Annotated in this window: 15 protein-coding genes; 11 read left to right on the top strand and 4 right to left on the bottom strand. The window is 68.9% G+C overall.

From position 1 onward, the window contains the following. Nucleotides 1-53: 53 nt before the first annotated feature. The 3 genes from ybeY to EDC25_RS03935 form a co-directional block, all read right to left on the bottom strand. Entirely contained in the window at nt 54-542 is a 489-nt protein-coding gene (gene ybeY, locus EDC25_RS03945; RefSeq protein WP_240639735.1) for an rRNA maturation RNase YbeY, read from the bottom strand. Between the two features lie 61 nt (nt 543-603). Then, entirely contained in the window at nt 604-3351 is a 2748-nt protein-coding gene (gene acnA / locus EDC25_RS03940) for an aconitate hydratase AcnA (protein ID WP_123523086.1), read from the bottom strand. A gap of 93 nt (nt 3352-3444) precedes the next feature. Next, nucleotides 3445-4410, bottom strand: a complete 966-nt coding sequence (locus EDC25_RS03935; protein WP_123523085.1) for a GlxA family transcriptional regulator — start codon at nt 4408-4410, stop codon at nt 3445-3447. A 91-nt stretch (nt 4411-4501) separates the two neighbouring features. On the opposite strand from EDC25_RS03935, the gene EDC25_RS03930 reads away from it, so the two are divergent. The 7 genes from EDC25_RS03930 to EDC25_RS03900 all read left to right on the top strand — a co-directional run bounded on the left by EDC25_RS03930 (nt 4502) and on the right by EDC25_RS03900 (nt 12539). Continuing rightward, nucleotides 4502-5320 carry an MBL fold metallo-hydrolase gene (locus tag EDC25_RS03930; protein ID WP_123523190.1) on the top strand — a complete coding sequence of 273 codons (819 nt, stop codon included), beginning with the start codon at nt 4502-4504 and terminating at the stop codon, nt 5318-5320. A gap of 87 nt (nt 5321-5407) precedes the next feature. Then, nucleotides 5408-5653: an AbrB/MazE/SpoVT family DNA-binding domain-containing protein gene (locus EDC25_RS03925; RefSeq protein ID WP_123523189.1), complete on the top strand. Its 246-nt coding sequence runs from the start codon at nt 5408-5410 to the stop codon at nt 5651-5653. A gap of 12 nt (nt 5654-5665) precedes the next feature. Continuing rightward, the gene (locus EDC25_RS03920) at nt 5666-6094 is read left to right on the top strand and encodes a type II toxin-antitoxin system VapC family toxin (protein ID WP_123523084.1); all 429 of its coding nucleotides are present in this window, start codon (nt 5666-5668) and stop codon (nt 6092-6094) included. Between the two features lie 47 nt (nt 6095-6141). Then, complete coding sequence (gene acnB / locus EDC25_RS03915; RefSeq protein ID WP_123523083.1) at nt 6142-8733, top strand: bifunctional aconitate hydratase 2/2-methylisocitrate dehydratase; 2592 nt, start codon at nt 6142-6144, stop codon at nt 8731-8733. Nucleotides 8734-8842: 109 nt separating this feature from the next. After that, entirely contained in the window at nt 8843-9193 is a 351-nt protein-coding gene (locus tag EDC25_RS03910; protein WP_240639734.1) for a DUF3817 domain-containing protein, read from the top strand. 315 nt (nt 9194-9508) lie between these two features. Then, the gene (locus EDC25_RS03905) at nt 9509-10168 is read left to right on the top strand and encodes an SEL1-like repeat protein (protein WP_132577255.1); all 660 of its coding nucleotides are present in this window, start codon (nt 9509-9511) and stop codon (nt 10166-10168) included. A gap of 259 nt (nt 10169-10427) precedes the next feature. After that, the gene (locus EDC25_RS03900) at nt 10428-12539 is read left to right on the top strand and encodes a methyltransferase domain-containing protein (protein ID WP_123523080.1); all 2112 of its coding nucleotides are present in this window, start codon (nt 10428-10430) and stop codon (nt 12537-12539) included. Between the two features lie 297 nt (nt 12540-12836). On the opposite strand, the gene EDC25_RS03895 is transcribed toward EDC25_RS03900, so the two are convergent. Continuing rightward, on the bottom strand, nt 12837-16112 hold the full coding sequence (locus EDC25_RS03895; RefSeq protein WP_240639733.1) for an amidohydrolase family protein: 3276 nt from the start codon (nt 16110-16112) through the stop codon (nt 12837-12839). A 198-nt stretch (nt 16113-16310) separates the two neighbouring features. Between EDC25_RS03895 and EDC25_RS03890 the strand changes: the two genes are divergently transcribed. The 4 genes from EDC25_RS03890 to hda all read left to right on the top strand — a co-directional run bounded on the left by EDC25_RS03890 (nt 16311) and on the right by hda (nt 20164). Further along, nucleotides 16311-17384 carry a DUF2066 domain-containing protein gene (locus tag EDC25_RS03890; protein ID WP_164484198.1) on the top strand — a complete coding sequence of 358 codons (1074 nt, stop codon included), beginning with the start codon at nt 16311-16313 and terminating at the stop codon, nt 17382-17384. A 152-nt stretch (nt 17385-17536) separates the two neighbouring features. After that, nucleotides 17537-18097, top strand: coding sequence for a CDP-alcohol phosphatidyltransferase family protein (locus tag EDC25_RS03885; protein WP_132577254.1), 561 nt, complete (start codon nt 17537-17539; stop codon nt 18095-18097). Between the two features lie 43 nt (nt 18098-18140). Further along, nucleotides 18141-19433, top strand: a complete 1293-nt coding sequence (locus EDC25_RS03880) for an AI-2E family transporter (RefSeq protein ID WP_123523078.1) — start codon at nt 18141-18143, stop codon at nt 19431-19433. Beyond that, a complete protein-coding gene (hda, locus tag EDC25_RS03875; RefSeq protein ID WP_123523077.1) occupies nt 19430-20164 on the top strand; it encodes a DnaA regulatory inactivator Hda in 735 nt (244 codons plus the stop codon). Before EDC25_RS03880 ends, hda begins: the two co-directional genes overlap by 4 nt. Nucleotides 20165-20404: the final 240 nt, after the last annotated feature.

The following is a 20404-nucleotide window of genomic DNA, read 5'->3' as shown; positions in this document are numbered from 1 at the left end:
AAACGGGGCAAAGGCGCCACGCCGGCCTGCCGGCCGGCGCGATCTGGACGGATTCAGCGTCTCTCGGCCTTCCGGTAGGGATCGGCGATGCCGAGGCCGGCGAGGATGCGGACCTCCAGCTTCTCCATGCGTTCGGCGTCGGCGTCGTTCTCGTGGTCGTGGCCGAGCAGGTGCAGGACGCCGTGGACGGTGAGGTGGGCGTAGTGGTCGCGCAGCCGCTTGTCCTGTTCAGCCGCTTCGCGGGCGACCACGGGCGCGCAGATGACGATGTCACCGATCAGCGGCGAGCGCACGCCCGGCGGCAGCTCCACCGGGAACGACAGCACGTTGGTGGCGTAGTCGCGGCCGCGGTAGTCGCGGTTGAGCGCCCGCCCTTCGTCGGCATCGACCAGGCGGATCGACAGTTCGCTGGCCGCCCGCCGCCGCGCGCCTGCCAGCGCGGCGGCGACCCAGGCGCGGAACGACACCACAGAAGGCAGGCCGCTGCGGGGCAGGGCGTAGCCGACATGCACCATGGCCGCGGGCAGGGATTTCGTCGTCATGCCCGAATGTCCCGCGCGCAGGCCGCGCCGGCGCCGAAGTCCTTGTGGACCATGCCGTGCCTCAGGCCGGTCGTGCGGCGAGCTGCCGCAGCACGTAGTGCAGGATCCCGCCGTGGCGGAAGTACTCGACCTCCTTCGGCGTCAGCAGCAGCACATCGACAGTGAAGGTGGTGACGCGGCCATCGTCGGCGACCGCGGTCACCGTCGCCACCTTGGCGGCGCCGTCTGCCAGCCCGGAGATCGAGAAGGTCTCGTAGCCGGTGAGGCCGAGGCTGCGGGCGCTTTCGCCGGCACGGAACTGCAGCGGCAGCACGCCGAAGCCGACCAGGTTCGAGCGATGGATGCGCTCGAAGCTTTCCGCGATCACCGCCTTGATGCCGAGCAGGTTGGTGCCCTTGGCCGCCCAGTCACGCGACGAACCGGTGCCGTATTCTTGTCCGGCGATCACCACCAGCGGCGTGCCGGCGGCCTGGTAGCGCATCGAGGCGTCGTAGATCGACAGCTGTTCCCCGCTGGGAATGTGCCGGGTGTGGCCGCCCTCGACGCCCTCCAGCATCTGGTTGCGGATGCGGATGTTGGCGAACGTGCCGCGCACCATCACGGCGTCGTTGCCGCGGCGGCTGCCATAGGAATTGAAGTCGGCCGGCTGCACGCCATGTTCGATCAGGAAACGGCCGGCCGGCGAATCCTTCTTGATGCTGCCAGCCGGCGAGATGTGGTCGGTGGTGATCGAGTCGCCCAGCAGCGCCAGGCAGCGCGCGCCGGCGATGTCGTTGATGCCCGCCACCTGCATGGACATGCCTTCGAAGTACGGCGGGTTCTTGATGTACGTCGACGCATCGCTCCAGGCGTAGAGGTCGCCATCCGGAGAATCGATCGTGTTCCAGCGCGAGTCGCCCTTGAAGACATCGGCGTAGGTCTGCTTGAACATGTCCGGGCCGATGGTCGCGGCGATGAAATCGCCGATCTCCTTGTTGGTCGGCCAGATGTCGCGCAGATAGACCGGCTCGCCGTTGCCGTCGTGGCCCAGCGGCTGCGTGGTCAGGTCGATGTCGACCGTGCCCGCCAGTGCGTAGGCGACGACGAGTGGCGGCGAGGCCAGGTAGTTCATCTTCACTTCGGCATGGATGCGACCTTCGAAGTTGCGGTTGCCGGACAGCACCGAGGTCACCACCAGGTCGCCGGCGGCAATGCCGGCGCTGACTTCCGGCGGCAGCGGGCCGGAGTTGCCGATGCAGGTCGTGCAGCCATAGCCGACGACATAGAAGCCGACCTTCTCCAGTTCGTCGAGCAGGCCGGCCTTTTCCAGGTATTCGGTGACCACGCGCGAGCCTGGCCCGAGCGAGGTCTTCACCCAGGGCTTGCGCGTCAGGCCGCGCGCCGCCGCGTTGCGGGCCAGCAGGCCGGCGCCGATCATCACCGCCGGATTCGACGTGTTGGTGCAGGAAGTGATCGCCGCGATGACCACGGCGCCATCCTTGAGGCGGAAGGTCTCGCCGCCGATCTCGATGTCGGCGAAACCCTTCTGCAGCTGTTCGTTGCCGACAGCGGCGCCGCCGCCTTCGTTGACGAAGTCGGCCACTTCCGTGCAGCGCTTTTCGCGGTTTGCCGTCAGGGCCGGCAGGTTGTCGCGATAGTTGGTGGCGACATCTTCCAGCAGCACGCGGTCCTGCGGCCGGCGCGGACCGGCCAGCGACGGGCGGACTTCGCCCATGTCCAGGTGCAGCACGCTGCTGTACTGCGCTTCCGGTGCGCCGGGCTCATGCCACAGGCCCTGCACGCGCGCATACTGCTCGACCAGCGCGATTTCGTTTTCGCTGCGGCCCGACAGGCGCAGGTAATTCAGCGATTCGGCATCGATCGGGAAGATGCCACAGGTGGCGCCGTATTCCGGCGCCATGTTGGCGATGGTGGCGCGGTCGGCCAGCGGCAGGTGCTGCAGGCCGTCGCCGAAGAACTCGACGAACTTGCCGACGACGCCATGCTGGCGGAGCATCTGCGTCACCGTCAGCACCAGGTCGGTGGCGGTCGCGCCCTCCGGCATGCGTCCGGTGAGCTTGAAGCCGACGACCTGCGGAATCAGCATCGACGAGGGTTGGCCGAGCATCGCCGCTTCCGCCTCGATGCCGCCGACGCCCCAGCCGAGCACGCCAATGCCGTTGATCATCGTCGTGTGCGAGTCGGTGCCGAACACGGTGTCCGGATAGGCCAGCCATTCGCCGTCACGCTCGGCGGCGAACACGACGCGCGCCAGGTGTTCGAGGTTGACCTGGTGGACGATGCCGGTGTTCGGCGGCACGACCTTGAAGTTGGCGAACGCTTTCTGTCCCCAGCGCAGGAAGCCGTAGCGTTCCTGGTTGCGTTCGAATTCGATGCGGCCGTTGAGGTCCAGTGCATCGGCGCGACCGAAGACATCGACCTGCACCGAGTGGTCGATGACCAGCTCGGAGGGGATCAGCGGATTGATCTGTTCGGGACGGCCACCCAGCTTGACCACCGCGTCACGCATGGCCGCCAGGTCCACCACGCACGGCACGCCGGTGAAATCCTGCAGCACCACGCGCGCGGGCATGAAGGCGATCTCGGTGGCCGGTGTCGCCGCCGGGTCCCACTGCGCCAGCGCCTCGATGTGCGCGCTGCCTACGGTGATGCCGCCATCCTCGTGGCGCAGCAGGTTTTCCAGCAGGATCTTCAGCGAGAAGGGCAGGCGGGCGATGTCGTAGCGCGCGCCGAGTTTCGGCAGGCTGTAGTAGGCGTAGGTCCTGCCGTTGACCGAAAGCTGGCTCCGGGTGGAGAACGAATCATGCATGGCGGGGCTCCTCTGGCTGGCATGGCTGGCAATGTCGCAGTCTACGTCGCCCGCGCTTCCGGCGCGCCGGCGCCCGTCAGATGTCGGTCAGGCTCAGCGCCGGCCATGGCGCCGGCGGTAGTCGCCGGGCGTCATCCCGGTGACCGCCTTGAAGGCGCGGCGCATGTTCGATTCACTGCTGAAACCCAGGGCAGCGCTGATGGCGCTGGCCGGCTCGCTGGTCAGGACCAGGCGGTCGCTGACCTGGCGCAATTTGAGCCGGCGCACATGCGCGGCCAGGGAAAGCCCGGTTTCGCTTCTCACACGCCGAGCCAGCGTGCGTGAAGACATGCCCAGCGCCATTGCCAGTGCGCTGGCGGTGAGCCTCGAGGCCGGCAGGCGTTCGACCACCCGGTGCAGGTCGCGCAGGCAGTCGCTGCCCTGTTCGATCAGCGCCAGCTGTTCAAAGGCGTCATGGCCCGGCGTGGGACGCGGCAGCACCATCAGGCGGGTCAGATCCAGGAAGGCCTCGGCGTCGAGATCGCGTTCGATCAAGGCCTGGGCAATTGGCAGATGGCCATTCGTACCACTCGCGGTCATCGTCCGCTCGCCGGCGACGCAGTCCTGCCCGAACGCCCAGTGCACCCGCGGATGGCGCCGCCGCAATGCATCGGCCAGCCACCAGGTGGCGGTCGCCCGCCGGCCGTCGAGACGTCCGGCGGCGGCGAGCAGGCTCACGCCCGCGCAGTAGCTCCAGAGCTGGCAGCGACGGCCCAGCCGGCGAAGTGTTGCGACCAGGTCGGCATTGGCGGACAGCGCGGCCTCGACGTCCGCCTGCGATTCGGCCCAGAAGCCGGGCACCAGCAACGCGTCACCGGCGAAGGGCAGGCGATCCTGCGCGCGCACGGGCGTCCCGTGCGGCCCGGTCGCGGTCCACGGTTGCGCCGACACGAACGTGGTCTCGTACAGCCGGCGGCCGCCGCGCCGGTTGGCGGCGTGCAGCAGGTCGGCGAACGCGAACAGACCGGCCGGCATGCAGCCCGGATAGAGCAGCAGGCCGATGCGCAACGGGGCAACCATGGCAGGAATCGAATGAAAGATGGCGAATCATGCCATTTCGGTGGCCGCCTGGCGAGCCGACCATGTGGGCACCCCGATCGGAGCCCATGCCATGAAGATCCACCAGCTGCGGAATGCCACCCTCGTCCTCGAATACCGCCAGGCACGGGTCCTGGTCGATCCCATGCTGGCGCCGCGTGGGGCCCTGCCGCCGTTGCGTCTGGGCGGCGGGCGTCTGCGCAATCCGCTGGTCGACCTGCCCGCAGGCCACGAACCCTTGCTGGACCAGGTCACGCACGGCCTGATCACCCACTGCCAGAAGGGCCACTTCGATCACCTGGACAGGGCTGGCGCGCGCTGGCTGCGCGAACGCCAGCTGCCCGTGGTCTGCACGCCGCATGACGCCCCGCACCTGCGACGGAAAGGTCTCAATGTGGTGCCGTTGCCCGCCGATCACGGACATCCCAGCCCCTTCCTGGACGGACAGATCCGCACGCAGCGATGCCTGCACGGCCGGGGGTTGATCGGGCGGCTGATGGAGCATGGCGTCGGCTACCTGATCGAGATGCCCGGCGAGCCGTCCGTCTACCTGGCGGGCGACACACTGCTCACGGACGAGATCCGTGCCTTCGTCGCGCGGCAGCAGCCGGATGTGTGCGTGGTCCCGGCCGGCGGCGCGCGCTTCGACCTGGGTGGGGAGGTCATCATGGACGGCGCCGCCGCGGTCGAGCTGGCGACCCTGGTGCGCGGCCACGTCGTGGCCAACCATCTGGAGGCGCTCAGCCATTGTCCGCAGACCCGTGCCGGCCTTGCCGCGGAAGCGGCCCGCGCCGGTGTCGCCGACCGGCTGTCCATCCCGGACGACGGCGAGTGCCTGGCATTCACCGTCGAGGCCCCGGAAACCGTGGTTTTGCCAGCCGCAGTTGCCTGAACAGCCCGGTATGCCTCTGGAAGTATGTCATGCCAGGTATGTATAATGCGCGCATACCGGCTGACGCCTACTTTGCAGGAGGTTGCCTTGGAAGCCACCGTTGCCGAACGCGGGCAGATCACCTTGCCCAAGGCGGTCCGCGATGCCTTGGGCCTGACCAAGGGCACGCTGCTCAAGGTCGAACTCGAGGGCGGCCGCATCATCCTGCGCAAGAACGTCGACGACGCCATTTCCCGCGCCCGCGGCCGGTTCAGGCTGCCCGAGGGCGTCAGCACCGATGACGTGATGCGCGAACTGCGCGGCCGCGCACCGGACGATCCGGTGGAACCCTGACCGGTCGACGGCATGATCGCGATCGACACGCCGGTCCTGATCGACCTGCTGGGCAATGACCCGGCCCGCGCCGACGCCGCCGAGCAGTGCGTCCGCGACGCGCTGGCGCAGGGCCCGGTCGTGCTCTGCGACGTCGTCGTCAGCGAAATCACCGCCGGACTCGGCCACGGCACCGACATCATGGACGTGGTCGAGGAAATGGGCATGCGCTACGTGCCCGTCGAGCGCCGCTCCGCCATCCGTGCCGGCGAAATGCAGCGCCGCTTCAACCAGCGTCGCCGCGCAGCCGGGCAGGGTGGTTCCGTTTCATCGCGCACCGTGCCGGACTTCATCGTCGGTGCCCACGCGCTGCTGCAATGCGCGGGCCTCATCACCCGCGACGCCGGATTCTTCCGCGACTACTTCAAGGGCCTGAAGATCATCGTACCCAAGGCCCCCTGAGCCCGACCCACGCCCCACCACACCCGCGACACCTCCTGGAGACTTCCATGCTGCAAGCCTATCGCCAACACGTGGCCGAACGCGCCGCGCTCGGCATCCCGCCGCTGCCGCTGACCGCGCAGCAGACCGCCGACGTGATCGAGCTGATCAAGGACCCGCCGGCCGGCGAGGCCGGGTTCCTGCTGGAACTGCTCACCCACCGTGTGCCTGCGGGCGTGGACGACGCGGCGCGTGTGAAGGCGTCCTACCTGGCAGCCGTCGCCTTCGGTCGCGAAACCACGCCGTTGCTGTCGCGCGAGGACGCCACGCGCCTGCTCGGCACCATGCTGGGCGGCTACAACGTGCATCCGCTGATTGAACTGCTCGACGACATCGACGTCGGCCACATCGCCGCCGATGCGCTCAAGCACACGCTGCTGGTCTTCGATGCCTTCCATGACATCGAGGAAAAGGCGAAGAACGGCAACGCCCATGCCCGCGCCGTGCTGCAGAGCTGGGCCGACGCCGAGTGGTTCACCAGCAAGCCGGACGTGCCGGCGTCGATGACGCTGACCGTGTTCAAGGTGCCGGGCGAAACCAACACCGACGACCTGTCGCCGGCGCCGGACGCGACCACGCGCCCGGACATTCCCATGCACGCGCTGGCGATGCTGAAGAACGCGCGCCCGGATGCGCCGTTCGTGCCGGAGGAAGACGGCAAGCGCGGCCCGATCGGCGAGATCCTCAAGCTCAAGGAGAAGGGCCACCTCGTCGCCTACGTCGGCGACGTCGTCGGCACCGGGTCCTCGCGCAAGTCGGCGACCAACAGCGTGCTGTGGTGGACCGGCGAGGACATTCCCTACATCCCGAACAAGCGCTTCGGTGGCGTCTGCCTGGGCGGCAAGATCGCCCCGATCTTCTACAACACGATGGAAGACGCCGGCGCCCTGCCGATCGAGCTCGACGTGTCGAAGATGCAGCATGGCGACGTCATCGAACTGCGCCCGTATGAAGGCAAGGCGCTGAAGGACGGCGAGGTGATCGCCGAGTTCGAGGTGAAGTCGGAAGTGCTGTTCGACGAGGTGCGCGCCGGCGGCCGCATCCCGCTGATCATCGGCCGCGGCCTCACCGCGAAGGCGCGCGAAGCGCTGGAACTGCCGCGCACCGACCTGTTCCGCCAGCCGCAACAGCCCGCCGACACCGGCAAGGGCTTCACCCTGGCGCAGAAGATGGTCGGCCGCGCCTGCGGCCTGCCGGAAGGCCAGGGCGTGCGCCCGGGCACCTACTGCGAACCGAAGATGACCACGGTCGGTTCGCAGGACACCACCGGCCCGATGACGCGCGACGAACTGAAGGACCTGGCCTGCCTGGGCTTCAGCGCCGACCTGGTCATGCAGTCGTTCTGCCACACCGCCGCCTATCCGAAGCCGGTGGACGTGAAGACGCACCACACGCTGCCGGAGTTCATCTCCACTCGCGGCGGCGTGTCGCTGCGCCCGGGCGACGGCATCATCCACAGCTGGCTCAACCGCATGCTGCTGCCAGACACCGTCGGCACCGGCGGCGACTCGCACACGCGCTTCCCGATCGGCATCTCGTTCCCGGCCGGCTCGGGCCTGGTGGCGTTCGCCGCGGCCACCGGGGTCATGCCGCTGGACATGCCCGAGTCGGTGCTGGTGCGCTTCAAGGGCCAGCTGCAGCCGGGCGTCACGCTGCGTGACCTCGTGCACGCGATCCCGCTGTACGCCATCAGACAGGGGCTGCTGACCGTCGCCAAGCAGGGCAAGAAGAACATCTTCTCCGGCCGCATCCTCGAGATCGAAGGCCTGCCCGACCTGAAGATCGAACAGGCCTTCGAGCTGGCCGACGCCTCGGCCGAGCGTTCCGCCGCCGGCTGCACCGTGCGCCTGAACAAGGAGCCGATCGTCGAATACCTCAACAGCAACATCACGCTGCTGAAATGGATGATCGCCGAGGGCTACCAGGACGCTCGGACCCTGCAGCGCCGCATCGCCAGGATGGAGCAGTGGCTGGAAAACCCGCAGCTGCTGGAGCCGGACGCCGACGCCGACTATGCCGCCGTCATCGAGATCGACCTCAACGACATCGTCGAGCCGATCGTCTGCTGCCCCAACGACCCGGATGATGCAAAGTCGCTGTCCGACGTCGCCGGCGCGAAGATCGACGAGGTATTCATCGGTTCGTGCATGACCAACATCGGCCACTTCCGCGCCGCCGCCAAGCTGCTGGAAGGCAAGCGCGACATCCCGACGCGCCTGTGGGTGGCACCGCCGACCAAGATGGATGCCGCCGAGCTGACCAGGGAAGGCCACTACGGCACCTTCGGCACCGCGGGCGCGCGCATGGAAATGCCGGGCTGCTCGCTGTGCATGGGCAACCAGGCACAGATCCGTGAAGGTTCGACGGCGATGTCCACCTCGACGCGCAATTTCCCCAACCGCCTCGGCCGCAACACCAACGTGTACCTGGGTTCGGCGGAGCTGGCGGCGATCTGCGCGCGCCTGGGGCGCATCCCGACGCGCGAGGAATACCTGGCCGACATCGGCGTCATCAACGCCAACGGGGACCAGATCTACCGGTACATGAACTTCGACCAGATCGAGGAGTACCGCGAGGTCGCCGACACCGCCGCCGCCTGACGGCCTGCGCCCGAGGCAAACGGACGCCCGGCCCAGCGCCGGGCGTCCGTCCATCTGCACTGCACCCCGGCCGGAGATCCGTCCGGCCACCTTCACTGGAAAGAACCGGATGCGAATGCAAGCCGAACCACCGGGCACCGCCGGCAGGATCTTTTCCGCCGTGGCGCTGATCGAGGCGATCACCTGGGCCGGGCTGCTTGTCGGCCTGTACCTGAAATACGGCAGCGGCACGACCGACCTCGGCGTGCAGATCTTCGGCTGGCTGCATGGCGGTGCCTTCCTGCTTTATCTCGCGACCGCGTTCATCGCCGGCGCCCGGTTGCGCTGGCCGATGTGGGCGCTGCTGCTGGCGGTGCTGGCGGCGATCCCGCCGCTGCTCACGCTGCCGCTCGATTACGGGTTCCGTCGCTGCGGCCTGCTGTCGGGACCGGGGCAGGGCGCGGGCCGGCCACAGCGCTGAGTCCACCCGAAGGGCCTGTTTTTCCCGGGCACGCACCCGTCTGCGGGGGGAACGGCCATGCCGGGCCGGCGACGCCGTCCGCTCCCGGGACGTTCCCAAGCCGTCCCGGCGACGGGGCTGCGACGGAAATCCCGTGGGCGCCGTCCTCGATTGCAGCGGGCCGGGAAGTCCACCCGCACATTCCTGCCGGTCGGCAGTAGGATGAAGACGGATCACCAGAGCGGGAGGTGCATGATGCGGAACACATGGAAACTGATGCTGGGACCGGTCACGGCGGTGGCCCTGTGCGCGGGCCTGGCCACGGCGTCGGATGGCATGAGGTCGGAGTCCTGGCAGTCGTTGATGCCCAGTGCCGCGATCGTCGAGAGCGAGACGTTCATCAACGGTCACCCGGACCTGCGCTGGCGGCATGCCGGCTTGGATGCCATGCGCAAGGGCGACCACGGCGATGCCTTCGTCAACTTCGAGCAGGCCGCCCGTTACGCCGACAAGCCGTCGCAGGCCATGGTCGCCGAGCTTTACTGGATCGGGCATGGCACGTCGCGGAACCGCCCGCTGGCCTACGCCTGGATGGACCTGGCGGCCGAGCGCGGTAACCGCCTTTTCCTGGTCCGGCGTGAATACCTCTGGCAGCAGTTGTCGGAGGCCGAGCGCAACGAGGCCATCGCGGTCGGCCAGGGCGTGTACGACCGGTATGGCGATGCGGTGGCGAAGCCCCGGCAGGCGAAGGCGATGCGCCGCCACCAGGGATCGATCACCGGCAGCCGCCTCGGCCACGTCGGCAACCTGCGCGCCACCAGCCAGATCGGTGATGCGGGGTACATGCAGTCCGGGATCTTTCCGGACATGGTGACCGGCGAACTGCTGTTCGACCGCCGCTTCTGGCAGCCCGACCTGTACTGGAAGTGGCAGGACGAAGTCCTCGAGCGCCTCGCTTCCGAGCCCCGTGGACTGGCCGACAACAGCCGGCGCTGATTTGACCTCGGCCCGCAAGTCGGGCTGACCGGAAGGGTGTCCATGGCAACCACCGTGGACACCCTTTCCCTGTCGACCATTTCCCGGTCTATCTTCCACGCGGGTGCCGGCCCGATCCATTGCGGGCCCGGACACATCCGCTCCGGTCGTTTAACATGGCGGCTTGACCGCCCGTGTGTCACGCCGGTCGCCGCCGGGAGGGCGGTGATGCCAGGTATCGGGTGCCGTCGTTCCTCATCGCCACGGGACCGGATCTTCCATGGATGCTACCGATCAGGCGCGCCGCCTGTTCATGCAGGCGCTCGATCACCATAACCACAATCGGCTGGACCAGGCCGAGCCGCTTTACCGCCAGGCACTGGCATTGCTCCCCGACCGTCTTTCGCTGCTGGTCAACCTGGCTGCCTTGCTGATCGCCAGCGAACGCTTCGACGAGGCGCTGGTCCTTGCGGAACGGGCCGTCGTGGTCGCGCCGGAGGACCCCGAGGCCCGCAACCAGCTGGCATTGTGCCGCGGCCAGCAGGACGCCGACCCGCAGCGGCAGCTGGCCGGACTGGAGCGCCAGCTGGCCCTGCAGCCGGACGATCCGATCGCGCACAACAACCATGGCATGGTGCTGCGGCAACTGGGTCGCTTGCAGCTGGCGCTGCAGGCCTTCGACCGCTCCCTGTCACTGCGGCCCGACGAGGTCGGTGTCGTCCTCAATCGCGCCGATGTGCTGGCTGCAATGGGGCGGCACGGCGAGGCGCTGGCGGGTTTCATGCAGGCGCTGCGCATGGCGCCGGGACTCGCGGCAGCGGGGCAGCGGTTCATCCATCTGGTGCTGGACACCGGGCACCTGCCGGCAGGGCCGGCCGAGGAATTCGATGCGCTGCTGGTCCAGGCCGTTTCGACGCCGTGGGCGCGTCCGCAGACGATCGTTCCCGCCCTGGTTGCACGCATGCGCAGCCGCGGTGCGCTGGCCGGAGTCCTGGCGTCGGCATCCTCGGGTGCCAGCGACCTGCCCGGCCTGGAACCCGAGGTGGTGGCGCGCGAGCCACTGCTGCCGGCATGGCTTCAACACGCGCTGGTGACGTCCCTGCCGCTGGAGCAGGTGCTGACTGGCGTTCGCCGCGCGCTGCTGCAGCGTGCCGCCGAAAGCGATGGCGACTACGCCGATCCGGCGCTGCTCCGGCTGCATGCCGCACTGGCGGTCCAGTGCCACCTCAACGAATTCGTCTGGGCGGTGGACGAAGATGAAAAGGCGCTGGTGCGCGCACTGGCCGGCAAGGTGCGCGCGCGCCTGCGCGCCGAGGCGGCGATTCCCGCTTCGTGGCTGTGCGCGCTGGGCAGTTACCAGTCGCTGGAATCGATCGAGGGCAGCGAAGCGCTGGCGGCGAAGTCGTGGCTGGCGCCGATGCGGCTGCTGATCGAACGCCAGTTGCGCGAGCCGATGCTGGAGCGCGGCCTGCGTGCAGGCATCATCGCCGTCACCCCGATCAGCGACGACGTCTCCGTCAAGGTGCGGGCGCAGTACGAGCGCAATCCGTATCCGCGCTGGTCGTCCTTGCCGCGCGACCTGCGGCCGTTGCCGCTGCCGCGGTTCCTGGCAGCGCAGCTGCCCGGAGCCGGGCTGCCCGTGCTGGATGCCTCGGCGAAGGTGCACGCCCTGAATGCTGGATGCGGCACCGGCCAGCATCCGATCGACATGGCCAGCCGGATTGCCGGGATCCAGATCCTCGCCGTCGACCTCAGCCTTGCTAGCCTGGCCTACGGCAAGCGCCAGGCGCAGGCCATGGGCCTGGACAACATCGAGTTCGTGCAGGGCGACATCGTCGAGCTCGGGCGGCTGGATCGACGTTTCGGGCTGATCGAATCGACCGGCGTGCTGCATCACATGGCCGATCCCGAACGGGGCCTGTCGGTCCTGCGCGGCCTGCTCGCCGACAACGGCGTCATGCGCATCGCGCTTTACAGCGAGCGGGCGCGCCGCGGCATCGTCGCCGCGCGCGCCCATGTTGCCGAGCGTGGCCATGAGGCCACCAGCGAAGGCATCCGCGCCTGTCGCGCCGAGCTGAAGTGCCTGCCGGACAAGGATCCACGGAAACCGGCGACCGTCTTCAACGATTTCCATTCGATGAGCGAGTGCCGCGACCTGCTGTTCCATGTCCAGGAACATCGCTTCACCTTGCCAGGGATCGCCGGACTGCTCGATCGCCAGCGCCTGCGACTGCTGGGCATGGAAGTGCCGGGGCCGGTGGCCGCGGCCTTCGAGCGCCGGTTCCCGTCGCCACAGGCAAAGGTCGACCTGGCGGCGTGGGACGCCTTCGAAACCGAGCACCCCGACACCTTCGCGGCGATGTATGTGTTCTGGGTGACGCCGCGGACCTGATGCGCCGGCAGCGCACAGCCCGCTGCCGGCACGCGGCTCCTGTGTCTTTCCAATCCACGGAAGCCCTACGGCCGAGCGACCGGTCGTTGAATGGCGGAACGCAGGTTGCCCGGCCGATTCCGCAGGTCACCTCGGCGCCGGCTTCGCAACGACGGCGCCATGCCGGCACCCGCGCCCGGGTGCGATGCTGTGCGCCGCCAGCTCGGGTGCGGGCTTCAGGAGATGTCCGCCAGTTGGTGATTCCAGCCATCGCGCGGCACGGCGACGCATGGATCGCGTCGCCGCGCCGCGACTGGATCAGGGCAGGATGAGCTGGCTGGTCGCGGACTTGGGGCAATGGCATTCGGCGGTCGGGCCGGGCAGGCCGATGCCGGCGGCGGTCGCCGCGGCGGCGCCGTGGCGCTGCCAGTAGAAGGTCGGCGCCGGACGCTGCCTGCCGCCGATTTCCGCCATCGTCCCGCCGTCGAACAGGCGGCCGTTGACCATCACGTAGTCGATGTCCTCGGTGTTGCGGATGTCCTGCAGCGGATCGGCGCCGTACACGACCAGGTCGGCGCGCTTGCCGACTTCCAGCGAACCCAGGTCGCGGTCGAGGCCAAGCAGGCGCGCACCGTTGATCGTCGCCGCCTGCAAGGCTTCGTGCGGCGTGAAGCCGCCCTGCGCCAGCATCCAGATTTCCCAATGCGTGGCCAGGCCCTGCAGCTGGCCGTGGCCGCCGACCTGCACCGGCACGCCGGCGTCATGCAGCGCCTTCACCGATTCGGCCACCGTCGGATGGAAATACTGTTCGTCGGGCATGGCCGTGCGGCGCATCGAGCGCGCGTCGATCTGCTCGCGCGGGAAGAAGCGCAGCAGCTTCTCGTTCTTCCAGACCTCTTCCTTCTGGTACCACCAGTTCTCGCCACTGGAGCCGCCGTAGGCGACGACCAGCGTCGGCGTCTGGCCCACCTGCGTCGCCGACCACAGCTGGATCACGTCCTTGTAGAGCGGCGCGACGGGCAGGTTGTGCTCGACGCTGGTCGAACCATCGAGAATCATGGTCAGGTTGTGGAAGAAGGTCGAACCGCCTTCCATCACCACCAGCATGTCCAGTTCGCGCGCGGCCTGGTTGATCTGCTGGCGCTGGTCGCGGCGCGGCTGGTTGTAGCTCTTGACGCTGAAGGTGCCCAGCGACTTGAGCCGGCGCAGGTGCGCGCGCGCATCATCGAGCGAGTTCACCACGACCTTGAAGTCGCCGTCGGCGCCGTAGAGGATCGTGCCGGTGGAGAACACGCGCGGCCCGACGGTCAGGCCGGCCTTCACCAGTTCCGATTGCGCGAACACGGTCTCGCTGGTGGCGGACGGATCGTGCATCGTGGTGATGCCGTAGGCGAGGTTGGCGTAGTAGGCCCAGTTCGCCTGCGGCGACGGTCCGGTGCTGAAGTGGCTGGCGTGCGCGTGCACGTCGATGATGCCCGGGCCGATCGTGCGGCCGCCGAGGTCGATGACGCGGGCGCCGGACGGCGCGCGCACGTCGGCGGCCGGACCGATGGCCTGGATGCGGTCGCCGGCGACCACCAGCGTGCCGTTGTCGATGACTTCGTCACCGCGCATGGTCACCAGGCGCGCGTTGGTGAAAGCGACGCTTCCGCTGGGCGTATCCAGCGGCAGGCTCAGGCCGATCTCCACCGACTGCGCGTCTTCCGGCTTCGGCAACGTTGCCGGTGCGCCGGGCAGGAAGGCGAAGGCGTCCTTCAGTTCGCGCGTGAAGTAGCGGTCGCCAAGCACCCAGTGCAGGCGGCTGCCGTTGCCCGACCAGTGCAGGTACGGGCCGGCATCCTGGCTGACGCGGGCGACGGGCAGGGCACGCGTGTCCTTGTTGAGGTCCACGGCACCGCCGGTGTTCGGCATCGGCGCCACGTAGGCGTTGTAGAGCTCCGTGAAGGCCACCCACTTGTCGTCGGGACTGATCGACACCGAGGTGGTGTACTTCAGGTTGAAGTGCTCGCGCGGCTCGGTGCCGTCGATGCCGATGCTCGACAGCTTCTTCTCCATGCCGCCGCCGCTGAAGTAGTACACGCGCGAGCCATTCGCCGAGAACTGCGGCGAACGGCCGTCGCGATGCAGGCGGCGCGGCGCGCTGCCGTCAAGCGGCTGCAGCCACAGGCCGGTGTCGAGGGCGAAGCGGTAGTCGATCAGCCCGCTCGCGCGCTGCTTGCTGTAGGCGATGCTGCGGCCATCCGGCGAGAACACCGGATCGAAGTAGAAACCCGGGCGCTGCGACACCACACGCTCGCGGCCGCTGGCCATGTCGCGCACGATGATGCGGCTCTGTTCCTCGTCGCTGTAGCGCACGAACACCAGCTGGCGGCCGTCGTGGCTGAAGCTGGGCATGTAGTCGAAGGCGTCGGTGCTGCTGATGCGCTGCGGGCGGCCGTCCGGGAGGCGCTTGCTCCACAGGCTGCCGACGGCGTGGAACACCAGCGTGCGGCCGTCCGGGCTGGTGGCGGCGTCGCGGATCATCTTCGGCGTGAAGCTGCCTTCCTCGAGGCGGTAGCTCGCGCGCACCGGTTCGGACAGCTGCTGGTCCACTTCGGCAGTGAACGGAATCTGCGCCTGCGAGCCATCGGCCGCCGACACGCGCCACAGCTTGCCCTGTGCCCAGATGACGATGTGCCGGCTGTCCGGGGTCCAGTTGAAGTTCGGATAGACGCCGAAGATCGCCCAGGCTTCCTGCTGGTCGTGCGAGAGGCCATCCCACAGGGTGCGGATCTGGCCGGTTTCCAGGTCGAACAGGCTCAGCGCCGTCTTCTCGCGGATGCGGCGCACGAAGGCCAGCTGCTTGCCGTCCGGCGAGGGCTGCGGGCGCACGGCGCCGCCCTGGATGCGCACCAGGTCCACCAGCTCGCCGCTTTCGCGGTCAAGGCGGCGGATGGCGTAGATCGTGCCGTTGCCGTCGCGGTTGTATTCGAAGTTCGGGCCGGGGCTGACGTCCTCGCTGAAATACACGTAGCGGCCATCCGGCGACACCGCCGGCTCGCCGGCATCCTGCTGGTCGTTCTTCTTTTTCGTCAGCTGCAGGCCTTCGCCGCCGGCGCCGGCGTGGTACATCCACATCTCGCCGGCACCCAGCGAACGGCGCGCCGTGAAGTGCTTGCGGGCGATCAGGAACTGGCCGTCCGGCGTCCACACCGCGTTGTTGAGCAGGCGGAAGGTTTCCTGCGTCACCGCGCGGGCATCGCTGCCGTCGGGCTTCGCGCGCCAGATGTTGTCGCCGCCGCCACGGTCGGACGTGAAACTGATCTGGCTGCCATCCGGCGAGAAGCGCGGCTGCACGTCGAAGGCCGGCCCGGAGGTGATGCGCCTGGCGTTGCCACCACTGATCGGCAGCGTGTAGAGGTCGCCAAGCAGGTCGAACACCAGCGTCCGGCCGTCGGGGCTGACGTCGACGTTCATCCATGTGCCTTCGTCGGTGCTGAAGCGGGCATGGCGCGCCTCGCCCTGGACGGTGTTGACGTCCCACTTCGGTGCGTCGGCGGCAAGCGCGGCGGTCGCGGTAAGCGCGCCGACGATCCATATCAGGGCCTTGGCCATCATGTCCTCCTGGAAAAACAGGCGGTCAGGATAGCCGCCGGCCCGCGGGCGGACACCTGGAAAGCTCGGGATGCGCGGCGGGCGGTGCCGGCAACGGGACGCGGCGAGGCGCTTCCGGCCACGTCCCGGCGCGGCCGCCGGGTGGACTTGCCTTGGCCGCATGCGCGAAACTCGCCGGCTTTCCCACGGTATCCGGCCATGCGCGCTTCGATCCTCGCCCTGTTCCTGTTGTGTGCCAGCGTGCTGACGGTGCAGGCGCAGACCGCGGACGTGGTGATGGGCGAGGTCGCGGTGGCCAATCGCAGCGACGCCACGCGCGCCGCCGCGCTGCCGCAGGTGTTCGCCGAAGCCATCCGCCGGCTGACGCCGGAGACGGCGCCGCAGGATCGCGTCGACCTGGCGGCGGCACTGGAAGCGGACCCGCTGGTCCTGCAGCGTTTCGAATACGAGCAGGTCATCCGTCCGACCGCCAGCGGCATTCCCTCGATCAAGCTGATGCTGCGGGCCTGGTTCAACGTGCCGAAGGCGCGCAGCCTGCTGGTCAACGCCGGCGTGCCGGTGTGGCCGGGGGGCGGCGTCGGCGCGACGTTGTGGCTTGTGGACGACAGCAGCGACCAGCGCCGCCTGGTCGACGGCAACGAGCCCGGCCTGCTCGATGGACTGGGCAAGGCGCTGGGTGTCCAGGGCGTGCGCGTGATGCCGGCCCTGAACGACCTGGAAGACTGGCGCATGGTCGATGCCCTGAGCGAGGACGGCGTCGCCGAGGCGCTCCCGGTCGCGGCGCTGCGTACCGGTGCCGAGCCCGCCGTGCTTGCATGGCTGCGTGCCGCCGACACCGGCCTGGTCGCGCAGTGGTACGTTCACGCCGCCGGTCGCGACCACCGGTTCACGAGCGAAGGCGAGGACATCGCCGGCACGCTGGCAGCCGGTGCGCCGACCCTGCTGGAGCTGTTCGCCGCCGCGCTTGCCGTGCGCCCGGAGTCGGTGATCGAATCCAGCGCTGACGTCGATCGCGGCGCCGGCGACTACGTCATCTGGCTGACCGGCCTGGATCGCGCCGGCAGCTACGTGCAGGCGCTGGAACTGCTGCGCGCGCAGCCGATGGTCACCGGCGTATCGCCGGAACAGGCCGACGGCACCCGCGTCCGCGTGCGTGCGCAGGTCTCCGCACCGCTGGGCCAGCTGCTGGCGCTGCTCGCCGCCGATGGCCGCCTGCGCGTGCTGGCGGACAAGCCGGAAGACGCGGACCTGAGCCTGCAGTGGCAGCCCTGAAACGGGCCGGCCGCTGATGCCCGCCTGCCCCGCGGCAGGCAGCGCCTGCGCCTCGACGGTGCTGGCAAGTACACTTCGGCAAACCTCAGCCCTTGCGTCGGCTGCAACGTGCGGCCGGCGCGGGCCTGAAGAATGGAACGACCGACCCGGACATGCTGCGCCACCTGCCCAACGCGATCACCCTGGCACGCATCGGCGCCTGCCTGCCGCTGGTGTGGCTGATCGTGAGCGGGCGTGAGCAGGCTGCCCTGTGGCTGGCGGTGTTCGCGGGACTCAGCGATGTGCTCGACGGTTTCCTCGCGCGCACCCTGGGCTGGCAGAGCCGGCTCGGCGGGCTGCTCGATCCCATCGCCGACAAGTTCTTCATGGTCTGCGCCTTCGTCGCGCTGGCGTGGATCGGCGCGCTGCCGTGGTGGCTGATCGTGATCGTCATGCTGCGCGACGCAGTGATCGTCACAGGTGCCTTCGCCTACAACCACTACGTCGAACCGGTGCCGGCCGAGCCGAGCATTCCCGGCAAGACCTGCACGATGGCGCAGGTGCTGCTGGTGCTGGCCGTGCTGGCGCAGCTGGCCGCGCTGCCGGTGCCGCAGCAGGCCATCACCGCGCTGATCGCCGTCGTCGCCGCGCTGGCGATCACCAGCGGCGCGCATTACGTCTGGGTCTGGAGCCGGCGCGCCCGCTCGGTCTGGCGCAACCGGAGCGCGTCATGACAGCCTGCACCCCCACCCCCACCCGCACCCACGGAGCCACCGCATGATTACCGCCAATGGCCGTTTCTGGCTGGTGACGGTGCTGGTCACCGCCGTGCTGGTGTACCTGCTGGCGCCGATCCTGACGCCGTTCGTCTTCGCCGCGCTGCTGGCCTACCTGGCCGATCCGCTGGTCGACCGCATGGAACGCTGGTCCATCGCCGGCCGCGCGCTGGGACGCACCGGCGCGGTCGTCGTCGTCTTCGCCGCCTGGGTCATCATTCTCGTGCTGGTCCTGCTGTGGCTGGTGCCGATGCTGGAACGGCAGATCGGCCGCCTCATCAACGAACTGCCGCGCTACTTCCAGTGGTTCCAGGAAACGGCGCTGCCGTGGATCACCGAGCGCCTGGGCCTGGAAACACCGACGCTCGACGGCGGCCAGGTCGCGACGCTGCTCGGCGAACACTGGCGCACCGCCGGCGGCATCGCCGCCACCGTCGTCGCCAGCGTCTCGAAGTCCGGCATGGCGGTGATCAGCTGGGTGGTGAACCTGCTGCTGATCCCGGTCGTCGCCTTCTACCTGATGCGCGACTGGGACACGCTGGTGGCGCAGGTCGATCGCCTGGTCCCGCGTCCGAACGCGCCGGTGGTGCGTCGCCTCGCGCGCGAATCCGACCAGGTCCTGGGCGCCTTCCTGCGCGGCCAGATGCTGGTCATGCTGGCACTGGCGACGATCTATTCGGTCGGCCTTTGGATCGTCGGCATCAACCTGGCGCTGCTGATCGGACTGGTCGCCGGCCTGATCTCATTCGTTCCGTATCTGGGCGCGATCGTCGGCGTCGGCATGGCGGTCATCGCCGCGCTGGTGCAGTTCGGCGAGCTGTGGCCGCTGGTCGGCGTCGCCATCGTCTTCAGCATCGGCCAGACGGTCGAAGGCTTCGTGCTGCAGCCGCTGCTGCTCGGCGACCGAATCGGCCTGCACCCGGTGGCGGTGATCTTCGCCATCATGGCCGGCGGCCAGCTGTTCGGCTTCCTGGGCGTGCTGCTGGCGCTGCCCGTCGCCGCCGTGCTGGTCGTCGTGCTGCGCCACTTCCATCGCCGCTATCGCGCCAGCGACGTCTATGCCGGCATCGAACCGGAGCCGGCGCCGAAGACCGAGCCGGTCGTCGTGCAGGTCGAAGTCGCCGCACCGGCCGACGCGCAGGTCAGCGCACGCAGCGCCGCCGACACGGCGCATGCCGTCGCGGCCGCGGAAACGCCTGCTGCCGCCTCGGTGCCGCCATCGCCGCCATCGCCGCCGCCCGCGCCGGAAAAACCACCGGGCCGGCGCGCACGCCGCGGCAAGGGCAAGGCATGAGTCCGCAGCTGCCGCTGAACTGGCCGACGCCCGCGCACGCCCGCTTCGATGAATTCGACAGCGAAGGCAACGAAGGCGTCGTCGCCGCGCTGCAATCGCTGCTGGAAAGCCTTTCGCGGCAGGCCTTCGACGGCGCGCCGCTGCTGGTCGTCGGGCCCGACGGCGCCGGCAAGACGCACCTCGCCATCGCCACCGCCAGCGCCGCACGCGCCGCCGGCGTCGGCACTGCCTATATCGCCCTGTCGCGCTGGTCCGACTTCGATGTCGACGCGCTGGTCGCGCTGTCGTCGCAGGACCTCGTCGTCATCGACGAGATCGAACACTGCGCCGGCCGCCGCGACGCCGAAGTCGCCGTCTTCGACCTGTTCAACCGCTGCCGCGACGAGGGCAGGGCGCTGCTGCTGCTGTCAGACCAGTCGCCCGCGCAGCTGCCGCTGCAACTGCCCGACCTGCGCTCGCGGCTCAACGCCGCCACCCTGCACGCACTGAACCCGCTGCCCGAAGACGCGCGCCGCCGCCTAGTGCAACGCCGCGCCCGCGCCCGCGGCTTCGACCTCGACGACACCGTCCTCGACTTCCTGTTCCGCCGGCACCGCCGCGACCTGCCGGCGCTGCTCGACCTCGTCGACCGCATCGACCGCGAAAGCCTGGCGCGCCAGCGGCGCGTCACCGTGCCGCTGGTGCGGGCGGTGCTGGAAGAGGGGCCGGGGCTGAAGTCGTCCCAGAGCTGACCCGCGTTTTGCGCGTTGCGCCTGATATGGCGCGGCGGCCGCCGTTATGGCGCATAACTCGGTGAACACGCCGCATAACGCCGACATTACCTGGATCGAGGTTTCGCCACGATTCCGCATCCGGGTTTTCTCCTGTTAACAATTGTGGGTCTTCGCGGATCAGTGTGGGTCCAAACGGACGTTTTGGGGTAGCGCTGGCAGGAAGCTGGCGATGACCTTGAGCTTGAGGTAGTCCTCGTC

Source organism: Pseudofulvimonas gallinarii (assembly GCF_004343305.1).
Lineage (GTDB): Bacteria > Pseudomonadota > Gammaproteobacteria > Xanthomonadales > UBA2363 > Pseudofulvimonas > Pseudofulvimonas gallinarii.
Note: the sequence above shows the minus strand (reverse complement) of the source record. Positions and strands in the feature narration are given on the sequence as shown.